Raw genomic sequence first — 16,431 nt, forward strand, 5'->3', positions numbered from 1 at the left:
TTTCCTGTGGTTCTATTCAGCGCTCGAACGCGCCCAGGTCCGGCGCCTTGCCGCGCCAGGGCAGGCCCACGTCGACGCCGCGGTCGATGACGGCGCTGGCGGCAGACGGGTGGAACATGGGTAAGTCCGGCAGGCTGCCGTCCGGCTTGCGCGGCGCGTCCCAACCGGTGGGCGCCACGCTGTCGAAGTCGGACGGCTTCAACGCAAGGTGCAGATCCCAGGAGTTGGCCGCGCTGTCCGCGCCTTCCACCTTCAGCGCCGCACCCGCCGGGTAGGCGAGGTTGTTGCGCAGGGTGCCCAGGTAGACGGGACCGCCGTCAGGGGCCACGCCGAGCATATTGTAATCGATAACATTTCCAAAAGCGGTATTGCCGAAGAAGTCCAGCGCGATGGGATGATGGTTGGCATAAAATCCCGACACCTTGTTGTCGAAGGCGACGGAAAACCGCACGACGTGCTTCGCGCCGTTCGCCACATATTTGCCGCCGTAGCCGCCCGCCTTGATGCCGTTGCCGTTCCCCGCCGCGAGCGGCGTGTGCGTGCCCGGCAGGTAGCCGTGCTGCCACGCCCACGAGTATTCGATGGTCACCGGCGAGTACGCGTTGATCAGGTCGAAGCCGTCGTCCGTGTTCGCCCACGCGCGGCACCCGCGGAACACGTTGCCCGGATGGCCTGCGCTCACGTGGGCGCCGAAGCCGTCCGCGCTCTGGCCCGCGCCGTTCGATGTGTACGGATCGTAGTTGTGGTGCGAATCGCTGTTCAGCACGAGGTTCCAGCCGCCGTCCTTGATGAACAGGCCCGGGCCCATGTTGTGGTGCAGGTTCAGCTGCTCGAACACGTCGTGGTTCGCATCGATCCACACGCCCCACGATTCGTGGTTCAGGCGGTTGTCCGGCTGCTGCGGCGCGCCCGTGATCTCCAGGCCTTTCAGGTGGATCCAGTCGGCGACGACTTCGATGCCCTTGACGCGGCAATCGTCCTTCATGCCAGAGAAGTCGAACACCGGCGTCTCGCCCGGATACGCCCAGTAGCGGATCGGCTGCTGTTCCGTGCCGCTCTTGTCGAGGACGATGGCGGACACGGTCGCGCGGCGCGACGCGCATGCCGCCGTGGCCTTCGTGTAGGCGTAGCGGCCGCCGCGGAAATACACGGTGTCGCCCGGCTGCGCCACGGCCTGCGCGTGCGCGAACGATTGCCATGGGGCGGCCAGGGTGCCGGCCGCGGTGTCGCTGCCGGTCGGTGCCACGTACCAGGTCGCGGCGGATGCGTGCCCGGCGACGCAGGCCGCGGCAATCACGAGGAAACGATGCATGCGGCTCTCCTAAGTGCGGGGCAGCGCGGCGCCGATCAGCGCCAGGTTCTGGATGGCGGCGAGGCCCCATTGCGCCGTCTCGTTCGTGCTCACCCACGGCACTTCGTCGACGGGATTCAGCACGTCCGGCCCGGCCACGCGGACCGTGCGGAACGGCCGCTGCCTGCCTTCGCCCGCGAACTCCTGCCACGCGCGCCGCGCCAGCCGGGGGTCCTTGCGCTTCCAGGCCGCGTACGCGGTCAGGCGCGAGTGGCCGACATACAGCGCGTGCGTGGCCCCGTGCGGCGCGCCGAGGCGGCGGCGCTGCTCGTCGACCGGCGCGTTGAACAGTTCGCAGTAGTCGAGCCATGCGCGTTCGAAGGCCGTGTCGCCCGTCAGGCGTATCAGCTCGTCGAAGATCTCGACGGCGCCGAACACGGCGTTCAGGTGCAGGGCCTTCACGTCGTTGCCGATCATGTTGTGCAGCCGGCCCGTGTCCGGCTCGTAGCCCATGCGGTCGCCGTTGAAGAAGCCGTGCGGCATGGCGGCGATGTCGCGCATGCCGGTGACGATCTTGTCGCGGTAGCGCGCGCTGCCGGTGCGCTCCCACTCGGTCAGCCAGTTCGCCACGAGCGACGCCCAGTCCGTGCCGAAGCTGATCCGCGCCGGGTACGGCCCCTTGGGCGGCTGGTTCGCGAGCTTGCGGACCGGATCGACGTCGTCCAGCCTGCGGTCCGCATCGAGGACCTCGCGCATGATGTCGCCGGTGCGTTCGTCGCCCGTCAGGTAGTAATAAAACCGCCGGTAGACGGCCGTGCTGATGCGCACCTGCTTGGCGCTGCAGCCCCAATGCTGCACGTTGTGGCGCGAGCCGAGCCCCGCGAAACGGCCCAGGTGGTACGTGTCGACTTCGCTCGTGTGCCGCACCATCGCCTCGCCCATGCGGAAGATGTCGGCGCGGCCCGTGCGCAGGAACGAATACCACAGCCACAGGTCGGGCGACAGTTCCGAATTGTCCCACGCGAAGCCGCCCACGTCGTAGCGCCAGTCGTGGCGGTCGGCGTCGTAGGTGTGGCGGATGTCGCCGTAGTCCCAGAAGCCGTACCAGCGGCGCTGCTCGACTTCCTTGCGGTAGAAATCGAAGCGCGCGTCCAGCTGGTCTTCGATCGCAGCTCGCGCCGGCGTGCTGCGGTCCGGCAGCGACCACAGGGTGCCGAACACCTGCGTCGCGAGGATGTGCGCGGGTGCGGGCACGAGCTGCGGCGGCGTCTGCACCGCCTGCGCGATCTCCACCAGGCGGGCGCGCGGCGGCGTCGCCTCGAACGCCCACAGCGTGATCTCGCTGCTGCGCGCGACGCCGACCGGCGTGCCGAAGCCTTTCTCGTAATCCTCGTACGTGATCTCCAGGCCCTGCAGCTCCTCGGCATGCGTGTCCATGCCCATGCCGTCGTGGTAGAAACGCAGGTCCATCGCGGGCGCGTCCGGGGACCACATCCAGACCGTGGCGCGCGCCGCGTCCGTGTGGGCGTCGCGGATGTCCAGCTGCGTCGGGTGGCGCTGCCAGAAATCGCGCAGGCCGAAGGCCATGCCGCCGGACACGCCCCCCACATAGCCGGTACCGGGCGCGCGCCGGCCCCAGGCCGAATCGACCCAGCCGCACCCGGCCTTCGTGCGCTTGCGGATGCGGAAGCTGTCGGCCGACAGCTGCGCCAGCGACACGTCGCCCCACGCCGGCACGAGGTGCAGCAGCGGCGCGACCTTGTCGGCCACGGGCGGGCAGCGTTCGCCCGCGAGTTGGGCGCGGCGCACGTCGGCGCCCGGGTCGCGCCGCAGGCCGGTCAGGTTGCGCACGCCCTCGGCCCACAGGCCGCCGTCCTCGCCGGCGAAGCGCACGTGGCGGTCGTGCAGCGCGTCGCGCAGCGGCACGTCGAACGTGAGGCCGATGCCGCGGATGAAGTCTTGCCGCTCGTCGCCGTCGAACACGAACGTGTGCATGATGCGGATCGACTCGGCGCCCGCGTACAGGTACAGACGGACGGTGAACGGGAGCCAGGCGCGGGTCTTGTCGCGGTGCCTGCCTTCCAGCCTGATCACGCTGCGCACCGGGCCTTCCTGCTCCAAGGTCACTTGCTCGACTTCGCTCACGAATTCGGTACGGCGCGTACTGCCTTCCGGCTGGTCGTCGCGCAGCGCGACGAGGCGGACGTCGCGCGCGATGTCGCGGCCGGCGCGGCGGATGGCCGTCACGAGCACGGGGCCGCGTGACGGCACGGCGCATTCGACGACGCCCGTGCTTGCGACCAAGCCCCCGGCCGCGCGGCGCACGGTGACGGCCTGTTGCGCGCGGGCGCGCGGCGCGCCCGGACGCACGCGCAGGGCGGTGTCGGGGCGGACGCTCGCGCCGAGCGCGTGGGCCGTCCATTTCAGCGAGCCGTCCGGCCAGACCGCCAGCGGCCAGCTTTGCGCGGGCACGTCGCCGGACGCGCCGTCGACGACGAATTGCTGGTCCTTGCGGACGGCGCCGCGCGGCCACGGCACGCCGAATGTCGTGCCGGCGCTGAACGCGGGTGCGCCTTCCAGCCAGCCCAGCGCCGCCCCGTCGGGTGGCTGCGCCGGCGTGGCCGCCGCCCGCGCCGTCCCGCCCAGCGGCAGTGCCGTGGCCACCGAGGTGACGCGTGCGGTGGCGCGGAAGAAGTCGCGGCGGTCCATCAGCGCGCCGACAGGCTCACGCGCACGGGCGCGGCCACGCGCGCCGCTTCATCCGTCACGGTGCGCTGCCACTGTTCGCGCGAGGTGATTCCGCCGGCGCGCGTCCACGCGGCGCCCACGTAATAGCGCAGCGGCTGGCCGGACGTCACCGGCGCCAGCATGAACGCGTTGCGCGCATCGGCGCCGAAGGCGGGGGTGCCGGCGGACGGCAGGATCACGGCCACGCCGAAATCGCCGCTCTTCTTCTGCGCGACCCACTGGACGAGGGCTTTCGATTTAGCGTCTTCCGTGAACGTGGACTTGGCGTCCTCGCCCTTGTCGGCCGGTTCCTTGTTCAGGCCCACGGCCGCCTGCAGCGGACCGGTGCCCGCGAACGTGAAGGTGCTGTCGATGCGGTCGAAGTAATGGCCCGCGTCCACCGTGAAGCGCTTGACCTCGGCCACCTTCGTGCCGGCCGCGTCCCAGCCGTCGTAGGTCAGTTCGAAGATCGCGCGCACGGGGCCGTTGGCCAGCACTTTCCAGTGCGTGAAGTTGATGCCCGAGACCAGCTTGCCGCCGGCCCAGATGCCCGTGCCGCCGGCGCCCAGTGTCGTGCCGACGTTGTACATGTCGATGCCTTCGCCCTCGTCGTGGTGGTAGTGGTCGTGGCCGATGTTGTACCAGCGGTCGACGATCGGGTACGGGACCCGCTTGAACCAGATATCGAGGCCGCTCGTCTTCAGGACTTCCTTGTCGGCGCCGGCGGGCGCCGGGGCGGCGAGGGCGGGGCCGTAGGTGCGGTGCGCCACCTTGTCGTTCTCCCACGCGAAGTCGTCGAGGCGTTCCGGCACGATGCGGGCCCAGACCTTGGTGGGGAACGGGGGCACCACGGCGTCCGTCTTTTCGACCGTGAACGTGGCGCGCTTCTCGCCCGGCGCGAAGTCGTGCTGGAACAGCAGTTCGCCGTACGCGACCCCGTTCTTCTGCGGATCCTTCGCTTCCGGCGCCACGTTCGTCACCTGGTGCGGCAGCACCCGGCCGGCCGCGTCCTTCACGACGATGTGCTGGATGCCGGCATGCGGCAGCGCGTCGTTGACGCTCTTCCACGGGATGGCGATGGTTTCCGCCGGCCGGGCGATGGCGAGATCGTGGGTGACGGTGACGGTGAGGCGCTCCGCCGCGTGGGCAGTGGTGGCGAGGGCGGTGAGGGCGAACAGCGGCAGGGAGAGTTTCATCGTTCGTGGCGGCGTAAGGGTCCAGTGGGAATATGCCCGTCGAGTATCGATTCGGCGGCTCCCGGGTGTCAACTTACGGGCGGTGACGGGCGCCATTCAATCAGCGCGTTGAGCGATGGTCTTTACGCGCATGACCCGCAAAGCCAGTGTTTTGGCTCGCAAGGACAAGGCGCCGGGCCGTGGAATGCGCGGGCTTTCCATTACTCTAATGGAGCTTGACGTTCATGCAACGTGAACGGGGCAGGGGAGACACTTATATCGGTCGGAAAGACCGGAAGGGCAAACATGAGAGACAAGTACAAGCTCGTAGGGCCGATCTACGACTGGCTCAGCGCGTTCTACAGCGGCAAATCGATCCACCGCTGCAAGGTCGCCATGCTCGACAAACTGCGTCCGGGCGACAGGGTGCTGTTCGCCGGCGTCGGCCACGGCCGCGACGCGGTCCACGCCGCGCGGCTCGGCGCCGACGTCACGGTGGTCGATTTGTCGGCCACCATGCTGAAGAAATTCCAGGCCAATCTCGAACGCGAAGGCATCGTCGACGTGCGCATCCGCCAGGTGCACAGCGACATCATGCTGGTCGAGGAATTCGAGCAGTACGACATGGTCGTCGCGAACTTCTTCCTGAACGTGTTCGAGCAGGACATGATGCTGCGCGTGCTCGCGCACCTGATCCGCCTGGGGCGCCCGGGCGCCCATATCGTCGTCGGCGATTTCTCGTTCCCGACCGGGAACGTGTTCAGCCGCGTCGTCAAGACCCTGTACTGGTACGGGGCCGTCGGCTTCTTCTGGCTATTCGCCGGGAACGCCTTCCACAACATCTACAACTATCCGGAGTGGATGAAGAAGTTCGGCCTGCAGGTCGGCGAACAGAAGCACTACAAGCTGCTGCTGCTCGACTGTTATTGGTCGGTCATCGGGCAGAAACCGGCCTGAGACCCAACGCCGTCGTCCCCCGCGAAAGCGGGGATCCATGCTGAGCTGAACAGGACGCTCAGTATGGGTTCCCGCGTGCGCGGGAACGACGGGTGCCTGCAATCCAACCGGAGCCCACATGAGCCAACACGCTGTCGCGCTGGAGCGGCACATCGCCGCCGACCTGTCCCATCACGATACGGCCAGGCGTGCCGCCGTCCTGCGCCAATACGGCGGTCACGCGCTGTCGTTCTGCACCATGCAGCCGGGCATGTCGTATTTCGACGTGCCCGGCGTCGGCTACATCGCCTTCGCAAAATACTGGGGCATGCGCTTCGCGCTGGGCGAGCCCGTGTGCCCGCCGCACCTGCGCGACGCGATGCTCACCGCCTTCGTCGGCCGCTATCCCGACGCCGTCTTCGTCCAGGTGGGCAAGGGCGTCGTCGACCACCTGCATGCCCGCCACGGCTATTACGGCACGCAGTTCGGCAGCGAGTCGCGCCTGGACCTCGCCACGTTCTCGCTGCGCGGCGCGCGCAAGCAGGTCATCCGCACGGCCATCAACGCCGCCCGCGCGGACGGCATCGAGATCCGCGAGGGCGGCTTCGACCATGACGTGCGCCGCATCTCCGACGCGTGGCTCCGTACGCGCCGCTGCAAGAACAACGAGATCCGCTTCCTGATCCGGCCGATGATCGTCGACTACCGCGAAGGCACGCGTTACTTCTACGCCTACCGCGGCATCGACGCCGTCGGCTTCGTGTTCTTCGATCCGCTGTACCGCGACGGCCGCCTGGCCGGCTACGTGCCGAACATCTCGCGCTCGTCCGCCAACTTCCGGCAAGGCCTGTGGTATGCGCTGATGGCGTACGCGATCGCGCGCTTCCAGGAAGAAGGCGTGCCGTGCGTGGACCTGGGCCTGACGCCGCTGATGCTGGCCGGCGACGTCGAGCCGCAGGAATCGCGCGTGCTGCGCGCCACGTTGTCCGTGATCCGCGAGCGGATGGACTTCCTCTACAACTTCAAGGGGCTGGAATTCGCCAAGTCGCGCTTCCAGGGGCAGGTCGACAAGACGTATTGCTGCCACCGGAACGCGCTGCCGGCCCTCGCCATGACGGCCATGTTCCGCCTGACGCGGATCCTCTAGGCCACGGAGAGACCCATGACGACCACCATCAACGAGGCAGCCGACGGGCTGCCGGACGTGCGCGACGCCTTTGCCGGCAAGCGCATCCTGCTCACGGGCGCGACGGGTTTCGTCGCCAAGGTCCTGCTGGAAAAGCTGATCCGCACCGTGCCCGACGTCGGGCGCATCGTGCTGCTGATCCGCGCAGGCAGCCACGGCGATGCCCGCGCGCGCTTCGAGCGCGAGGTCGCGGCTTCGTCCGTGTTCGACCACCTGCGCGCCGTGCGTCCCGCCTGGCTGGAACGCTTTCTCGCCGAGCGGGTGGACTGCGTGACGGGCGAGATCACGGCGCCCGGCTTCGGCTTCGCGCCCGCGCGCTGCGCCGAGCTGGCGCGCGGCGTGGACGTGGTCGTGAACGCGGCCGCCAGCGTCGACTTCCGCGAACCCCTCGACGAAGCGCTCGCCATCAATACGCTGAGCCTGCGCCACGTGACGGCGTTCGCGCGGGTGGCGAGCGCGCCGCTCGTGCACGTGTCGACCTGCTATGTGAACGGCCACAACCGCGGCGAGATGCGCGAGGACGTCGTCGCGCCGGCAGGCAGCGCACGCGACGGCATCCCGCGCCATCGCGACGGCTGGTACGACGTCGATGCGCTGATCGCTTCCCTGCAGCGCAAGATCGAGCGGGTGCGGGCGAAGGCGGACGGCGCGGATCCGGAACGGCTGCGCCGGCGCCTGACGGACCTCGGCATCGCCCAGGCCCAGCGCCACGGCTGGAACGACACCTACACGTTCACCAAGTGGCTCGGCGAGCAGGTCGCCCTCCGCGCCATGCACGGGCATGCCTTGACGATCGTGCGGCCGTCCATCATCGAAAGCACGCTGCGCGAGCCGGCGCCCGGCTGGATCGAAGGCGTGAAGGTGGCGGACGCCGTCATCCTCGCCTACGCGCGCGGCAAGACGAGCTTCTTCCCCGCGCGGCGCGAAGGCATCATCGACGTCATCCCCGTCGACCTCGTGGCGAACGCCATCGTGCTGGCGGGTGCGGAGGCGCTGTCCGCCGGGCCGGGACGGCGCATCTATCAATGCTGCAGCGGTTCGACGAATCCGCTCGCGCTGGGTGAGCTGATCCGGCTGCTGCAGGCGGAATCCAAACGCAACTGGCGCAAGTACGACCGCCTGTTCCACGCCGAGCCGAAGCACGATTTCCGCACGGTCGGGGAGGGCACGTTCCGCTTTTTCATGGGCGCGTTCGGCATCGGCGCGACGGCGTGGAACGGCCTGCGCCGCCTCGCGGGCGCGCCGGGTGCCCTGCACGCGCTGGACAAGCTGCGCACGACGCGCCTGCTGGCGCTGACGTTCGCGTTCTACGCGCATCCGCGCTACCGGTTCCACAACGCCAGCCTGCTGGCCCTGGCTGCGCGCTTCGGGGAGGAGGCGCGGCGGCTGTATCCGGTGGATGCGCGCCTCGTCGACTGGGAAGACTACCTGTGCCGCATCCACATGGCGGGGCTGAACCGCTATGCGCTGCGGCGGCGGGACGCGGTGCCGGAAGAACCGGCAGCCGCCGCTGCGGCAGCCGCTGCTGCGCCAGCCGCGGGCGTCGACCCTTTGGCGGCGCCGGCCTCGCGCTGACGGGCGGCGCGGCAAGCCGGACCGGCTTGTCGGACCATTATGCAACTAACCGACGGATGTCGTCGCCCGCACCACAACCCCGCCACCAGCACGCCGGGAGGCGCGGGCGGCATGCGATGTAAATATGCGCCCCTTCGGACGTGACTGCGCTATGATGTTTTCCCAATGGACGCAACGTGCAAGCGCGCCCGGCCGGTTCCCTGGAGGAGGTCGTGAACCTTTCGCCTTTACCCCTCGCGGTATTCGTCGTCGACGCGGCAGGGAGGATCACGAGCTGGAACCGCGCCTGCGAAAAGCTGGCGGGCTATGGCGCGGCGGACATCCGTCACTGCAGCCTCGACCAGATCATCGCCTTCGACGACCCGGCCACCGTGACCTGGATCGGCGACCGCGTCAACGAAGATTCGACGGGAGAACTGATTTGCGCGGACGGGCACCGGGTGCCGGTGCGGGTGACGGTGGCTCCGCAATCGCTCGATCCCGACCAGCCCGGCGGCTACAGCGTCATCGTCGTGCCGCGTGCCGGCCTGGCCCCGACCCGTTACGCATTGATCCAGGACCTGCCCATCGCCGACATCATCGAGGAATTGCCGTGCGTGTTCTACGTCATCGACCAGAGCGGGCATCTGCTGTTGTGGAACCACCAGCTGGAAGACGCGCTCGAGATGGCGAGCGAAGAGTTGCCGACATTTAACGTTCAGAATTTTTTCGACGAGCGTGACCAGGCGATGATCGTGGAAAAAATCCTGAACGCCTTCGAGCGCGGCAGGTCGTACCACGAGGCTGACCTCGTCGGGAAGCACGGCAAGCGCACGACCTTCCTGTTCCATTGCTCGCGTGCGAGCCTGGGCAGCCTGCCGGTCGTGTTCGGCACGGGCCTCGACATCACGTCGCGCAAGGAAGCCGAGCGCGGCCTGCGCGTGCGCGAGCGGGCCATGTACGCGAGCGTGAACGCGATCGTGATCACGTGCTGCGCGGACGGAGCCGACAACGTGATCGAGTACGTGAATCCCGCGTTCGAGCAGATCACCGGCTACACGCTGGCCGAGGTGAAGGGCCGCAATCCGCGCTTCATGCGCGTCGAGGATTGCGACGTGGGCGAGCAGCACCGCATCCACGACGCCGTCGCGCGCCGGCAGAGCGTGCGCGCCGTCCTGCGCAACCGGCGCAAGAACGGCGAGATCTTCTGGAACGACTTGCGCATCGATCCCGTCGGCAGCATGGAGGGCGAGGTGACGCACTTCGTCGGCGTGATCAACGATATCACCGAAGCCCGCCATTACGAGCGCCGGCTGCAACACCTGGCGCACCACGACGCGCTCACCGGGCTCGCCAACCGCACGCTGCTGCTGGAACGCCTGAAGGCGGCAATCGATGCGGCGTCGTCCCATCGCCGCCAGGGCGCGCTCGCGTTCCTCGACCTCGACAACTTCAAGCACATCAACGACACCTTCGGCCACGAAGCCGGCGACGCCGTCCTGCGCGAGATCGCGGCCCGCCTGCGCGACAGCATGCGCGAGGAAGACACGGTGGCGCGCCTGGGCGGCGACGAATTCGTCCTCGTGATCGCCGAGCAGACCGACGTGACCCAGCTGGCCTGCCTCGTCGAGCGGGTGCGCCAGAGCGTGTCGGCGCCCGTCGTCGTCGAGGGCAAGGAGATCCTGCCCGGCACGAGCATCGGCGTCAGCCTGTTCCCGCAGGACGGGCGCACGGTCGACGCCGTCATGCGCGCGGCCGACGCCGCCATGTACCACGCCAAGACCCTCGGCCGCAACAACGTGCAGTTCTATTCGGAGGAACTGAACCAGGTGGTGCACCAGCACCTGTTGCTGGAAGCGAGCCTGAGCCGGGCGATCCGCAACGGCGAACTGGTGCTCGGCTACCAGCCGAAGGTCGATCTGCGCACGGGCAAGGTGGTGGGCGCCGAGGCGCTCGTGCGCTGGCAGCATCCGGTCGACGGCATCATCGCGCCCGACATCTTCATTCCCGTCGCCGAGCAGACGGGCCTGATCATCCCGCTGGGCGACTGGGTGCTCGACGAGGCATGCGCCACGCTGCACGCGCTCGCCGCCGTGGGCATCGAGGACTTCGTCATCGCGGTGAACCTGTCCGCCCGCCAGCTGCGCCAGCGCCGCTTCGTGAACCGGCTGGCGGACACGCTGGCGCGGCACGGCGTCCCCGCGCACCGCCTGGAGCTGGAAGTGACGGAGAGCCAGCTGATGGACCACCCGGAAGAAGCGCGCGACGCGCTGGCCCAGTTGAAGCTGCTGGGCGTACGCCTGTCGATCGACGATTTCGGGACCGGTTACTCGAGCCTCAGCCACCTGCAGAAATTCCCCGTCGACTGCATCAAGATCGACCGGTCGTTCCTCGGCGGAGGCACGGATCCGGACGACGGCCATGAAGTCATCACGCGCGCCATCATCGCGCTCGGCCACAATCTCAAGCTGCAGGTGATCGCGGAAGGCGTCGAGACGATCGAGCAGCTGACGTTCCTGCGCGATCACGACTGCGACCAGATGCAGGGCTATTATTTCAGTCCGGCCCTGGCCCAGGACGGGCTGCAGGAGATGTTGCGGCGCGACGCGCGTCTGCCGATGTAGATGCCGGAGGAGGTGGACGATGATGACGACGAATGTCGACGCCGTGCGCAGCGATGTGCGCCGGGTGCTGCTGGCCACGCTGGCCATCCTGCTCGTGCCGGCCGTGGCGATGCGCTTCACGCACGAGGTCGACTGGGGCGCCGGCGATTTTCTCGTTGGCGGAGCGCTGCTGGCCGGAACCGGCCTGGCTTACGTACTCGCGAAGCGGCGTATCGCGGGCCGGGCGGGCCGCCTGCTGGTCGGCGGCCTGCTTGCGCTCGGGCTGCTCCTCGCGTGGGCAGAACTCGCCGTCGGCGTATTCCACTGACGCCGGCCTGTCAGGCGTACTCGCCCGTGTGCAGGACCGCGTAGGTGTGGCGGCCGGCTTCCTTGGCGGCGTACAGCGCGCGGTCGGCCGTTTCCATCAGCGCGCGCGGGTCGACGCTGCCGCCGGACGCGAGGCCGATGCCGATCGTCGTCCCGACTTTCAAGGTGCGGCCGGCCACCGCGAACGGCTGCGCGATCGCGTCCAGGATCTTGCGGGCGACGCGTTCGACGTCGGCGTCGCTGCGCACGTCGTGCAGCAGCACCGTGAATTCGTCGCCGGCCAGGCGCGCGACCAGGTCGGTCGAGCGCACGCTGGTGCGCAGCCGGCGCGCGAACTCCACGAGCACGTCGTCGCCGGTCGCGTGGCCGTAGCGGTCGTTGATCTGCTTGAAGAAGTCCACGTCCAGGTACAGCAGTGCGCAGTCGCGGTCGCCCTGGCGCGAGCGGTTGGCGGCGCCTTCCAGCGCCTGCTCGAAGCGGCGCCGGTTCGGCAGCTGCGTGAGCGGGTCCGTGTGCGCCAGCGCGTGCAGGCTGCGCTCGTGCATGCGCGAGGCGGTGGCGTCCGTCGTCAGGATGTACACGCCGAGCACGCGGCCGTCGCGCATCTGCGGGAGGAACGTCGAGTGGGCGATGCGCGTGTGGTTCTTGCGCACGATTTCGTGTTCGCACTGCGATGCGTTGCCGAGCCAGGCCTGCTCCAGCGCCCTGGCCTGCGGCGCGTAGAAGCCGGGGCCGAACGCTTCCTCGACGGTGAGGCCGAGGATCCGCTCCGGCGGCACGCCCAGCCACGACGCGTGCACGGCGTTGGCGAACGCATAGCGGCGGTCGGCATCCAGGTGGGCGATCAGCACCGGCACGTTGTCGGTGATCGTGCGCAGGCGCTCCTCGCTCTCGGCCTGGCGCAGCTCGGAGAGCTTGCGGGCGGTCATGTCGAACGCCATCGCGTAATAGCCGTCCGGCGTACCGTCCAGTGCGCGCTGCGGCACGAACATGCACTGGTAATGCAGCTGGCGGCCGTTCACCTCGATGACGTCCTCGAACGTGCTGCATTCGCCCGCGTGGACGCGGCGCAGGTGTGGTTCGAGCTTGGCGTATTCGTGTGCCGAATAGGCGTCGCGCACGTCGTGGCCGATCAGCGCTTCGGCCGCCTTGCCGTAGAACTGGATGGCGCGGCCGTTCAGGAACACGAACTTGCCCGCTGCGTTCACCTTGCCGATCAGCGCCGGCAGGTTTTCCGTGATGGCGCGCAGCCGGCGTTCGCTGGCTTCCAGCTGTTCGCGCGCCGTGTTGCGTTCGGTGATGTCGGTCATCGCCACGACGGCGCCCAGCATCCGCCCGTTGGCGCTTTTCAGCGGACGGCCGCTGGCCAGCAGGGTGGCGGCCGGGCGGCCAGGAGGCGCGATGGCCATCGCCTGTTCGCGCACGACCTCGCCACGCAGGACGCGGGCGAGCGGCACTTCGTCCGGCGCGAGCGGCGTGTGGCCGTCCGCTTCGTACAGGGCGTAATGCGTCGGCCAGTCGGCCGTCTTGACGCAGGCGCGGTCCAGGCCGTGCAGCATGCGGGCCTTCTTGTTGAACAACGTGAGGCTGCCCTCGGCGTCGCAGGCGACAACGGCGACGTCGATCGATTCCAGCACGGCGTCCAGCAATTCCTGCTTTTCGTCGAGCTGCTGGCGCGTGCGGTTGCGTTCGGAGACGTCGTCGATGAACGCGCCGATGCAGCGCCGGCCCTGCCATTCGTAGGCGCCGACTTTCATCTCGATGGTTATGCGGCGACCGCTCGCCGTCAGCGCCGGCAGTTCGACCTGCCGGTCGACGACGGTGCTGAAGCCCGTCTGCGTGAAGCGGCGCATGCCCGCAACGTGCGCCGCGCGCAGTTCTTCCGGCACGATCAGGTCCGCCAGCGAACGGCCCACGGCCTCGCTCCGGCGCCAGCCGAAGATCCGTTCGGCTGCCGGGTTCCATTCGGTGATGCGGCCAACGGGATCGGCGCCGACGAACGCGCTGTACGACGTCGCGACGATCGTCCGGTTCCAGCTTTCGGCATCGCGGAGCAGCGTCTCGGCCGCCTTGCGCTGGGCGATTTCCGTGGTGAGGTCCGCCAGGCGGGCTTCCAGTTCCGCCGTGCGTTGGGTCACGCGCTGCTCCAGTTCCGCGTTGAGCGACTTGAGGGCCTGTTCGGCCATCACGCGCGCCGTCGTGACGCGGGCCTGGTTCAGCTCCACTTGGACCAGGTCGGCCAGGTCGCGCAGGCACTGGCGCTGCGCGTCGTCGAAGCGGCGCGGGTTGCGGTCGACGATGCACAGCGTGCCCACGGCGTGGCCGTCGCAAAAGAGGGGCTGCCCGGCATAGAAACGGACGTGCGGCTCGCCCTTGACGAGTGGATTGCCGGCGAAGCGCGGATCGGCGGCCGCATCCTCGACGACGAACGTCTCGCAATGCGCGACCGTGTGGGCGCAGAAGGCATCCTCGCGGGCCGTCTGTTCCACGTCGAGGCCGCAGCGCGACTTGAACCACTGGCGCTTGTCGTCGACCAGCGTGATGAGTGCGATGGGCACGCCGAAGGTCAACGCGGCCAGGCGCGTGTAGCGGTCGAAGCGGGGCTCCGGCCGGGTATCCAGCAAGTCGAGCGCGGTCAGTGCCGCGAGGCGAGAAGTTTCCGAGATCGTCTTGGTCATCAGCATGGCCGTTCCAGGTGGTGTGAACGGCGGCGGGGCAGGGGCCGCAAGGAAGGCGCTCGCCGGGTGTTGGGGCGAGTGTCCGGGGGAATGGTAACACTAAATTCCTCACGGAAAGTTTCATTTTTGTGGAATGTGGCGCGACGACTACGTTGCAGTTCACATATTGCACGGGCGCTGACATAGTAAAATGGAGGCCCGCGTTCCCCTCCTGGCAAAGGATGTTTCCCCATGGCGCCGATCGATCTCAACGGCTATGACCTCGCCGAACTGAAAGGTTTGCTTTTCGATATCGAGCAGGAAATCAAGCGCCGCGCGCGCGACGAGCGCGACCGGGCGCGCGACCGCATCCACGCGCTCGCGGCCGGCGCGGGCATCCCACTCGACGCGCTCGTCGAGACCGCGGCGCCGCGCTACCGCAATCCGGCCGACAGCGGCCAGACCTGGACGGGCCGCGGGCGCCAGCCCCGCTGGATCGCTGAGGCGCTGGCCAGCGGGCGCTCGCTGGACGATTTCAAGATCTGAGCATCGGCGACGTGTAAGCCGGATCGTGGGCAAAGGGAAGCGGCCGGTTTGCGCGCAGCGTGGCGAGGACCGCTGCGAAATCGGTCCGGCAGCGGAATCCCAGGTCGCGTTCGATCGCGGCCGCGTCGTACACGCGGCCGATGCTGGCCGGCAGCGACCAGCCCCGGGCTGCGTAGAGCCTGGCCGCGTCCGGGAAGTGCCGGGCGATCACCGCCGGCGCGTCCGTCTTCAGCCGGGCCGCCTCCGCGCGGTCGAAGGGCGTCGGCGCCGACACGACGTACAGGCCGAAGCCGATGGCCGGCGCCTTCTCCAGCGCGGCGAGGTGCGCGCGCGCGCAGTCTTCGACGGTCAGGCGGCGGTGCAGGAATTCGTTCGCCTTCATGTTTTCGCCGGCAAGATGGTCGTGCGTGTCATCCTCTTCCGGGAAGAATCGTGCCGTCCTCAGCACGATCACGGGCAGGCCGTGGTCCGCATGGAACAGCCGCGCCAGCTCCTCGGCCGTGCGCTTGGTCACGCCATAGATGTTCCGGGGCTGCAGCGGTCCGCTCGTCTCGTCCAGCCAGACGGCGGCGGGCGCGGTCTCGGCGCGGATGGCCTGCGTGATCATCAGCGAGGTGGTCGACGTGAACACGAACCGGCTCGCGCCGTGGGCCACGGCCGCTTCCAGCAGGTTGAGCGTCCCGGTGACGTTCACGTCGACGAACGCCTGGCGCGGATAGCGCGCGATGTCGGGTTTGTGGAGCGCGGCCGCGTGGATCACGCCGTCGAACCGGTGATCGGCGAACAGGCGCCGGACCAGCGGCGCGTCGGCGACGCTGCCGACCACGTCGGTGTGCGGGCCGGGCGCCACGTCGAGGCCGAGCGGGACGTGGCCCGCCTGCCGCAGCAAAGGGGACAGGAAGCGGCCAAGCCAGCCGGAGGAGCCGGTCAGGAGAATTTGCATGTTCGATGTCGAAGTCGTGGGGTGCCGTTCGTCGTCAGGGTGCGGGACCCGTTTTCCAACCAACATTATGACAAGAGGACATCATGAACAAGCAAATCATCTTCAACCTGGCGGTGCAGGACCTGGACCGTTCGAAGGCCTTTTTTTCGGCGCTCGGCTTCACCATCAATCCGCGCTACAGCAACGAGAACGCGCTGTTCATGAACGTCGTCGACGACACCCTGCACGTCATGCTGATGACGGAAGCGTTCTTCGAGTCCCTCATCAACAAGCCGGCCGTGCGGGCGCGCGACGCCAACGAGGTGATCATCTGCCTGAGCTGCGAAAGCCGCGACGAGGTCGACAGCCTGATCGCCCGGGCGCAGGCGGCGGGTGCGCGGATTCCGCACCCGCCCGAGGATCATGGCTTCATGTACGACCAGGGCTTCGAGGACCTCGACGGCCATCTGTGGAACCTGGTCTGGACTGCGCCGCAGGAATGACCCG

At 68.5% G+C, this 16,431-nt stretch carries 12 protein-coding genes; 7 read left to right on the plus strand and 5 right to left on the minus strand.

The features are described 5' to 3' along the window. Positions 1–16: 16 nt before the first annotated feature. From ASD28_RS06635 to ASD28_RS06645, 3 genes are read right to left on the minus strand one after another with little or no spacing between them, the layout of a single operon-like run. Positions 17–1,312, minus strand: coding sequence for a right-handed parallel beta-helix repeat-containing protein (locus ASD28_RS06635; protein WP_056125572.1), 1,296 nt, complete (start codon positions 1,310–1,312; stop codon positions 17–19). Between the two features lie 9 nt (positions 1,313–1,321). Continuing rightward, a complete protein-coding gene (locus tag ASD28_RS06640) occupies positions 1,322–4,000 on the minus strand; it encodes a hypothetical protein (RefSeq protein ID WP_056125574.1) in 2,679 nt (892 codons plus the stop codon). Then, a complete protein-coding gene (locus ASD28_RS06645; protein WP_056125576.1) occupies positions 4,000–5,214 on the minus strand; it encodes a DUF4861 family protein in 1,215 nt (404 codons plus the stop codon). Before ASD28_RS06645 ends, ASD28_RS06640 begins: the two co-directional genes overlap by 1 nt. 285 nt (positions 5,215–5,499) lie before the next feature. Here ASD28_RS06645 and ASD28_RS06650 point away from each other — a divergent pair, with 285 nt between their 5' ends. From ASD28_RS06650 to ASD28_RS06670, 5 genes are all read left to right on the plus strand, one after another. Beyond that, entirely contained in the window at positions 5,500–6,150 is a 651-nt protein-coding gene (locus ASD28_RS06650; protein ID WP_056125579.1) for a class I SAM-dependent methyltransferase, read from the plus strand. A gap of 118 nt (positions 6,151–6,268) precedes the next feature. Continuing rightward, positions 6,269–7,276: a DUF2156 domain-containing protein gene (locus tag ASD28_RS06655; protein WP_056125582.1), complete on the plus strand. Its 1,008-nt coding sequence runs from the start codon at positions 6,269–6,271 to the stop codon at positions 7,274–7,276. Positions 7,277–7,291: 15 nt separating this feature from the next. Further along, a complete protein-coding gene (locus tag ASD28_RS06660) occupies positions 7,292–8,890 on the plus strand; it encodes a fatty acyl-CoA reductase (RefSeq protein WP_056125583.1) in 1,599 nt (532 codons plus the stop codon). 212 nt (positions 8,891–9,102) lie between these two features. Next, the gene (locus ASD28_RS06665; protein ID WP_160408176.1) at positions 9,103–11,493 is read left to right on the plus strand and encodes an EAL domain-containing protein; all 2,391 of its coding nucleotides are present in this window, start codon (positions 9,103–9,105) and stop codon (positions 11,491–11,493) included. Positions 11,494–11,512: 19 nt separating this feature from the next. Further along, the gene (locus ASD28_RS06670; protein WP_200948949.1) at positions 11,513–11,800 is read left to right on the plus strand and encodes a hypothetical protein; all 288 of its coding nucleotides are present in this window, start codon (positions 11,513–11,515) and stop codon (positions 11,798–11,800) included. A gap of 10 nt (positions 11,801–11,810) precedes the next feature. Here the strand turns inward: ASD28_RS06670 and ASD28_RS06675 are convergent, their stop codons facing one another. Continuing rightward, positions 11,811–14,483, minus strand: coding sequence for a PAS domain S-box protein (locus ASD28_RS06675; RefSeq protein WP_056125585.1), 2,673 nt, complete (start codon positions 14,481–14,483; stop codon positions 11,811–11,813). A gap of 225 nt (positions 14,484–14,708) precedes the next feature. On the opposite strand from ASD28_RS06675, the gene ASD28_RS06680 reads away from it, so the two are divergent. Beyond that, on the plus strand, positions 14,709–15,002 hold the full coding sequence (locus ASD28_RS06680) for an H-NS family nucleoid-associated regulatory protein (RefSeq protein WP_056125586.1): 294 nt from the start codon (positions 14,709–14,711) through the stop codon (positions 15,000–15,002). Here the strand turns inward: ASD28_RS06680 and ASD28_RS06685 are convergent. Next, the gene (locus tag ASD28_RS06685; protein WP_056125588.1) at positions 14,992–15,945 is read right to left on the minus strand and encodes an NAD(P)-dependent oxidoreductase; all 954 of its coding nucleotides are present in this window, start codon (positions 15,943–15,945) and stop codon (positions 14,992–14,994) included. The genes ASD28_RS06680 and ASD28_RS06685 overlap by 11 nt on opposite strands. A gap of 83 nt (positions 15,946–16,028) precedes the next feature. Here ASD28_RS06685 and ASD28_RS06690 point away from each other — a divergent pair, with 83 nt between their 5' ends. Continuing rightward, on the plus strand, positions 16,029–16,427 hold the full coding sequence (locus ASD28_RS06690) for a VOC family protein (RefSeq protein ID WP_056125590.1): 399 nt from the start codon (positions 16,029–16,031) through the stop codon (positions 16,425–16,427). Positions 16,428–16,431 lie beyond the last annotated feature (4 nt).

The sequence above is a fragment of the Massilia sp. Root133 genome (assembly GCF_001426525.1).
In the GTDB taxonomy this organism is placed as follows: domain Bacteria; phylum Pseudomonadota; class Gammaproteobacteria; order Burkholderiales; family Burkholderiaceae_D; genus Telluria; species Telluria orientalis.

Coding starts and splice junctions, on each gene's coding strand:
- ASD28_RS06635 (WP_056125572.1), bottom strand. CDS start 1,312: ATGCATCGTTTCCTCGTGATTGCCGCGGCCTGCGTCGCCGGGCACGCA.
- ASD28_RS06640 (WP_056125574.1), bottom strand. CDS start 4,000: ATGGACCGCCGCGACTTCTTCCGCGCCACCGCACGCGTCACCTCGGTG.
- ASD28_RS06645 (WP_056125576.1), bottom strand. CDS start 5,214: ATGAAACTCTCCCTGCCGCTGTTCGCCCTCACCGCCCTCGCCACCACT.
- ASD28_RS06650 (WP_056125579.1), top strand. CDS start 5,500: ATGAGAGACAAGTACAAGCTCGTAGGGCCGATCTACGACTGGCTCAGC.
- ASD28_RS06655 (WP_056125582.1), top strand. CDS start 6,269: ATGAGCCAACACGCTGTCGCGCTGGAGCGGCACATCGCCGCCGACCTG.
- ASD28_RS06660 (WP_056125583.1), top strand. CDS start 7,292: ATGACGACCACCATCAACGAGGCAGCCGACGGGCTGCCGGACGTGCGC.
- ASD28_RS06670 (WP_200948949.1), top strand. CDS start 11,513: ATGATGACGACGAATGTCGACGCCGTGCGCAGCGATGTGCGCCGGGTG.
- ASD28_RS06675 (WP_056125585.1), bottom strand. CDS start 14,483: ATGCTGATGACCAAGACGATCTCGGAAACTTCTCGCCTCGCGGCACTG.
- ASD28_RS06680 (WP_056125586.1), top strand. CDS start 14,709: ATGGCGCCGATCGATCTCAACGGCTATGACCTCGCCGAACTGAAAGGT.
- ASD28_RS06685 (WP_056125588.1), bottom strand. CDS start 15,945: ATGCAAATTCTCCTGACCGGCTCCTCCGGCTGGCTTGGCCGCTTCCTG.
- ASD28_RS06690 (WP_056125590.1), top strand. CDS start 16,029: ATGAACAAGCAAATCATCTTCAACCTGGCGGTGCAGGACCTGGACCGT.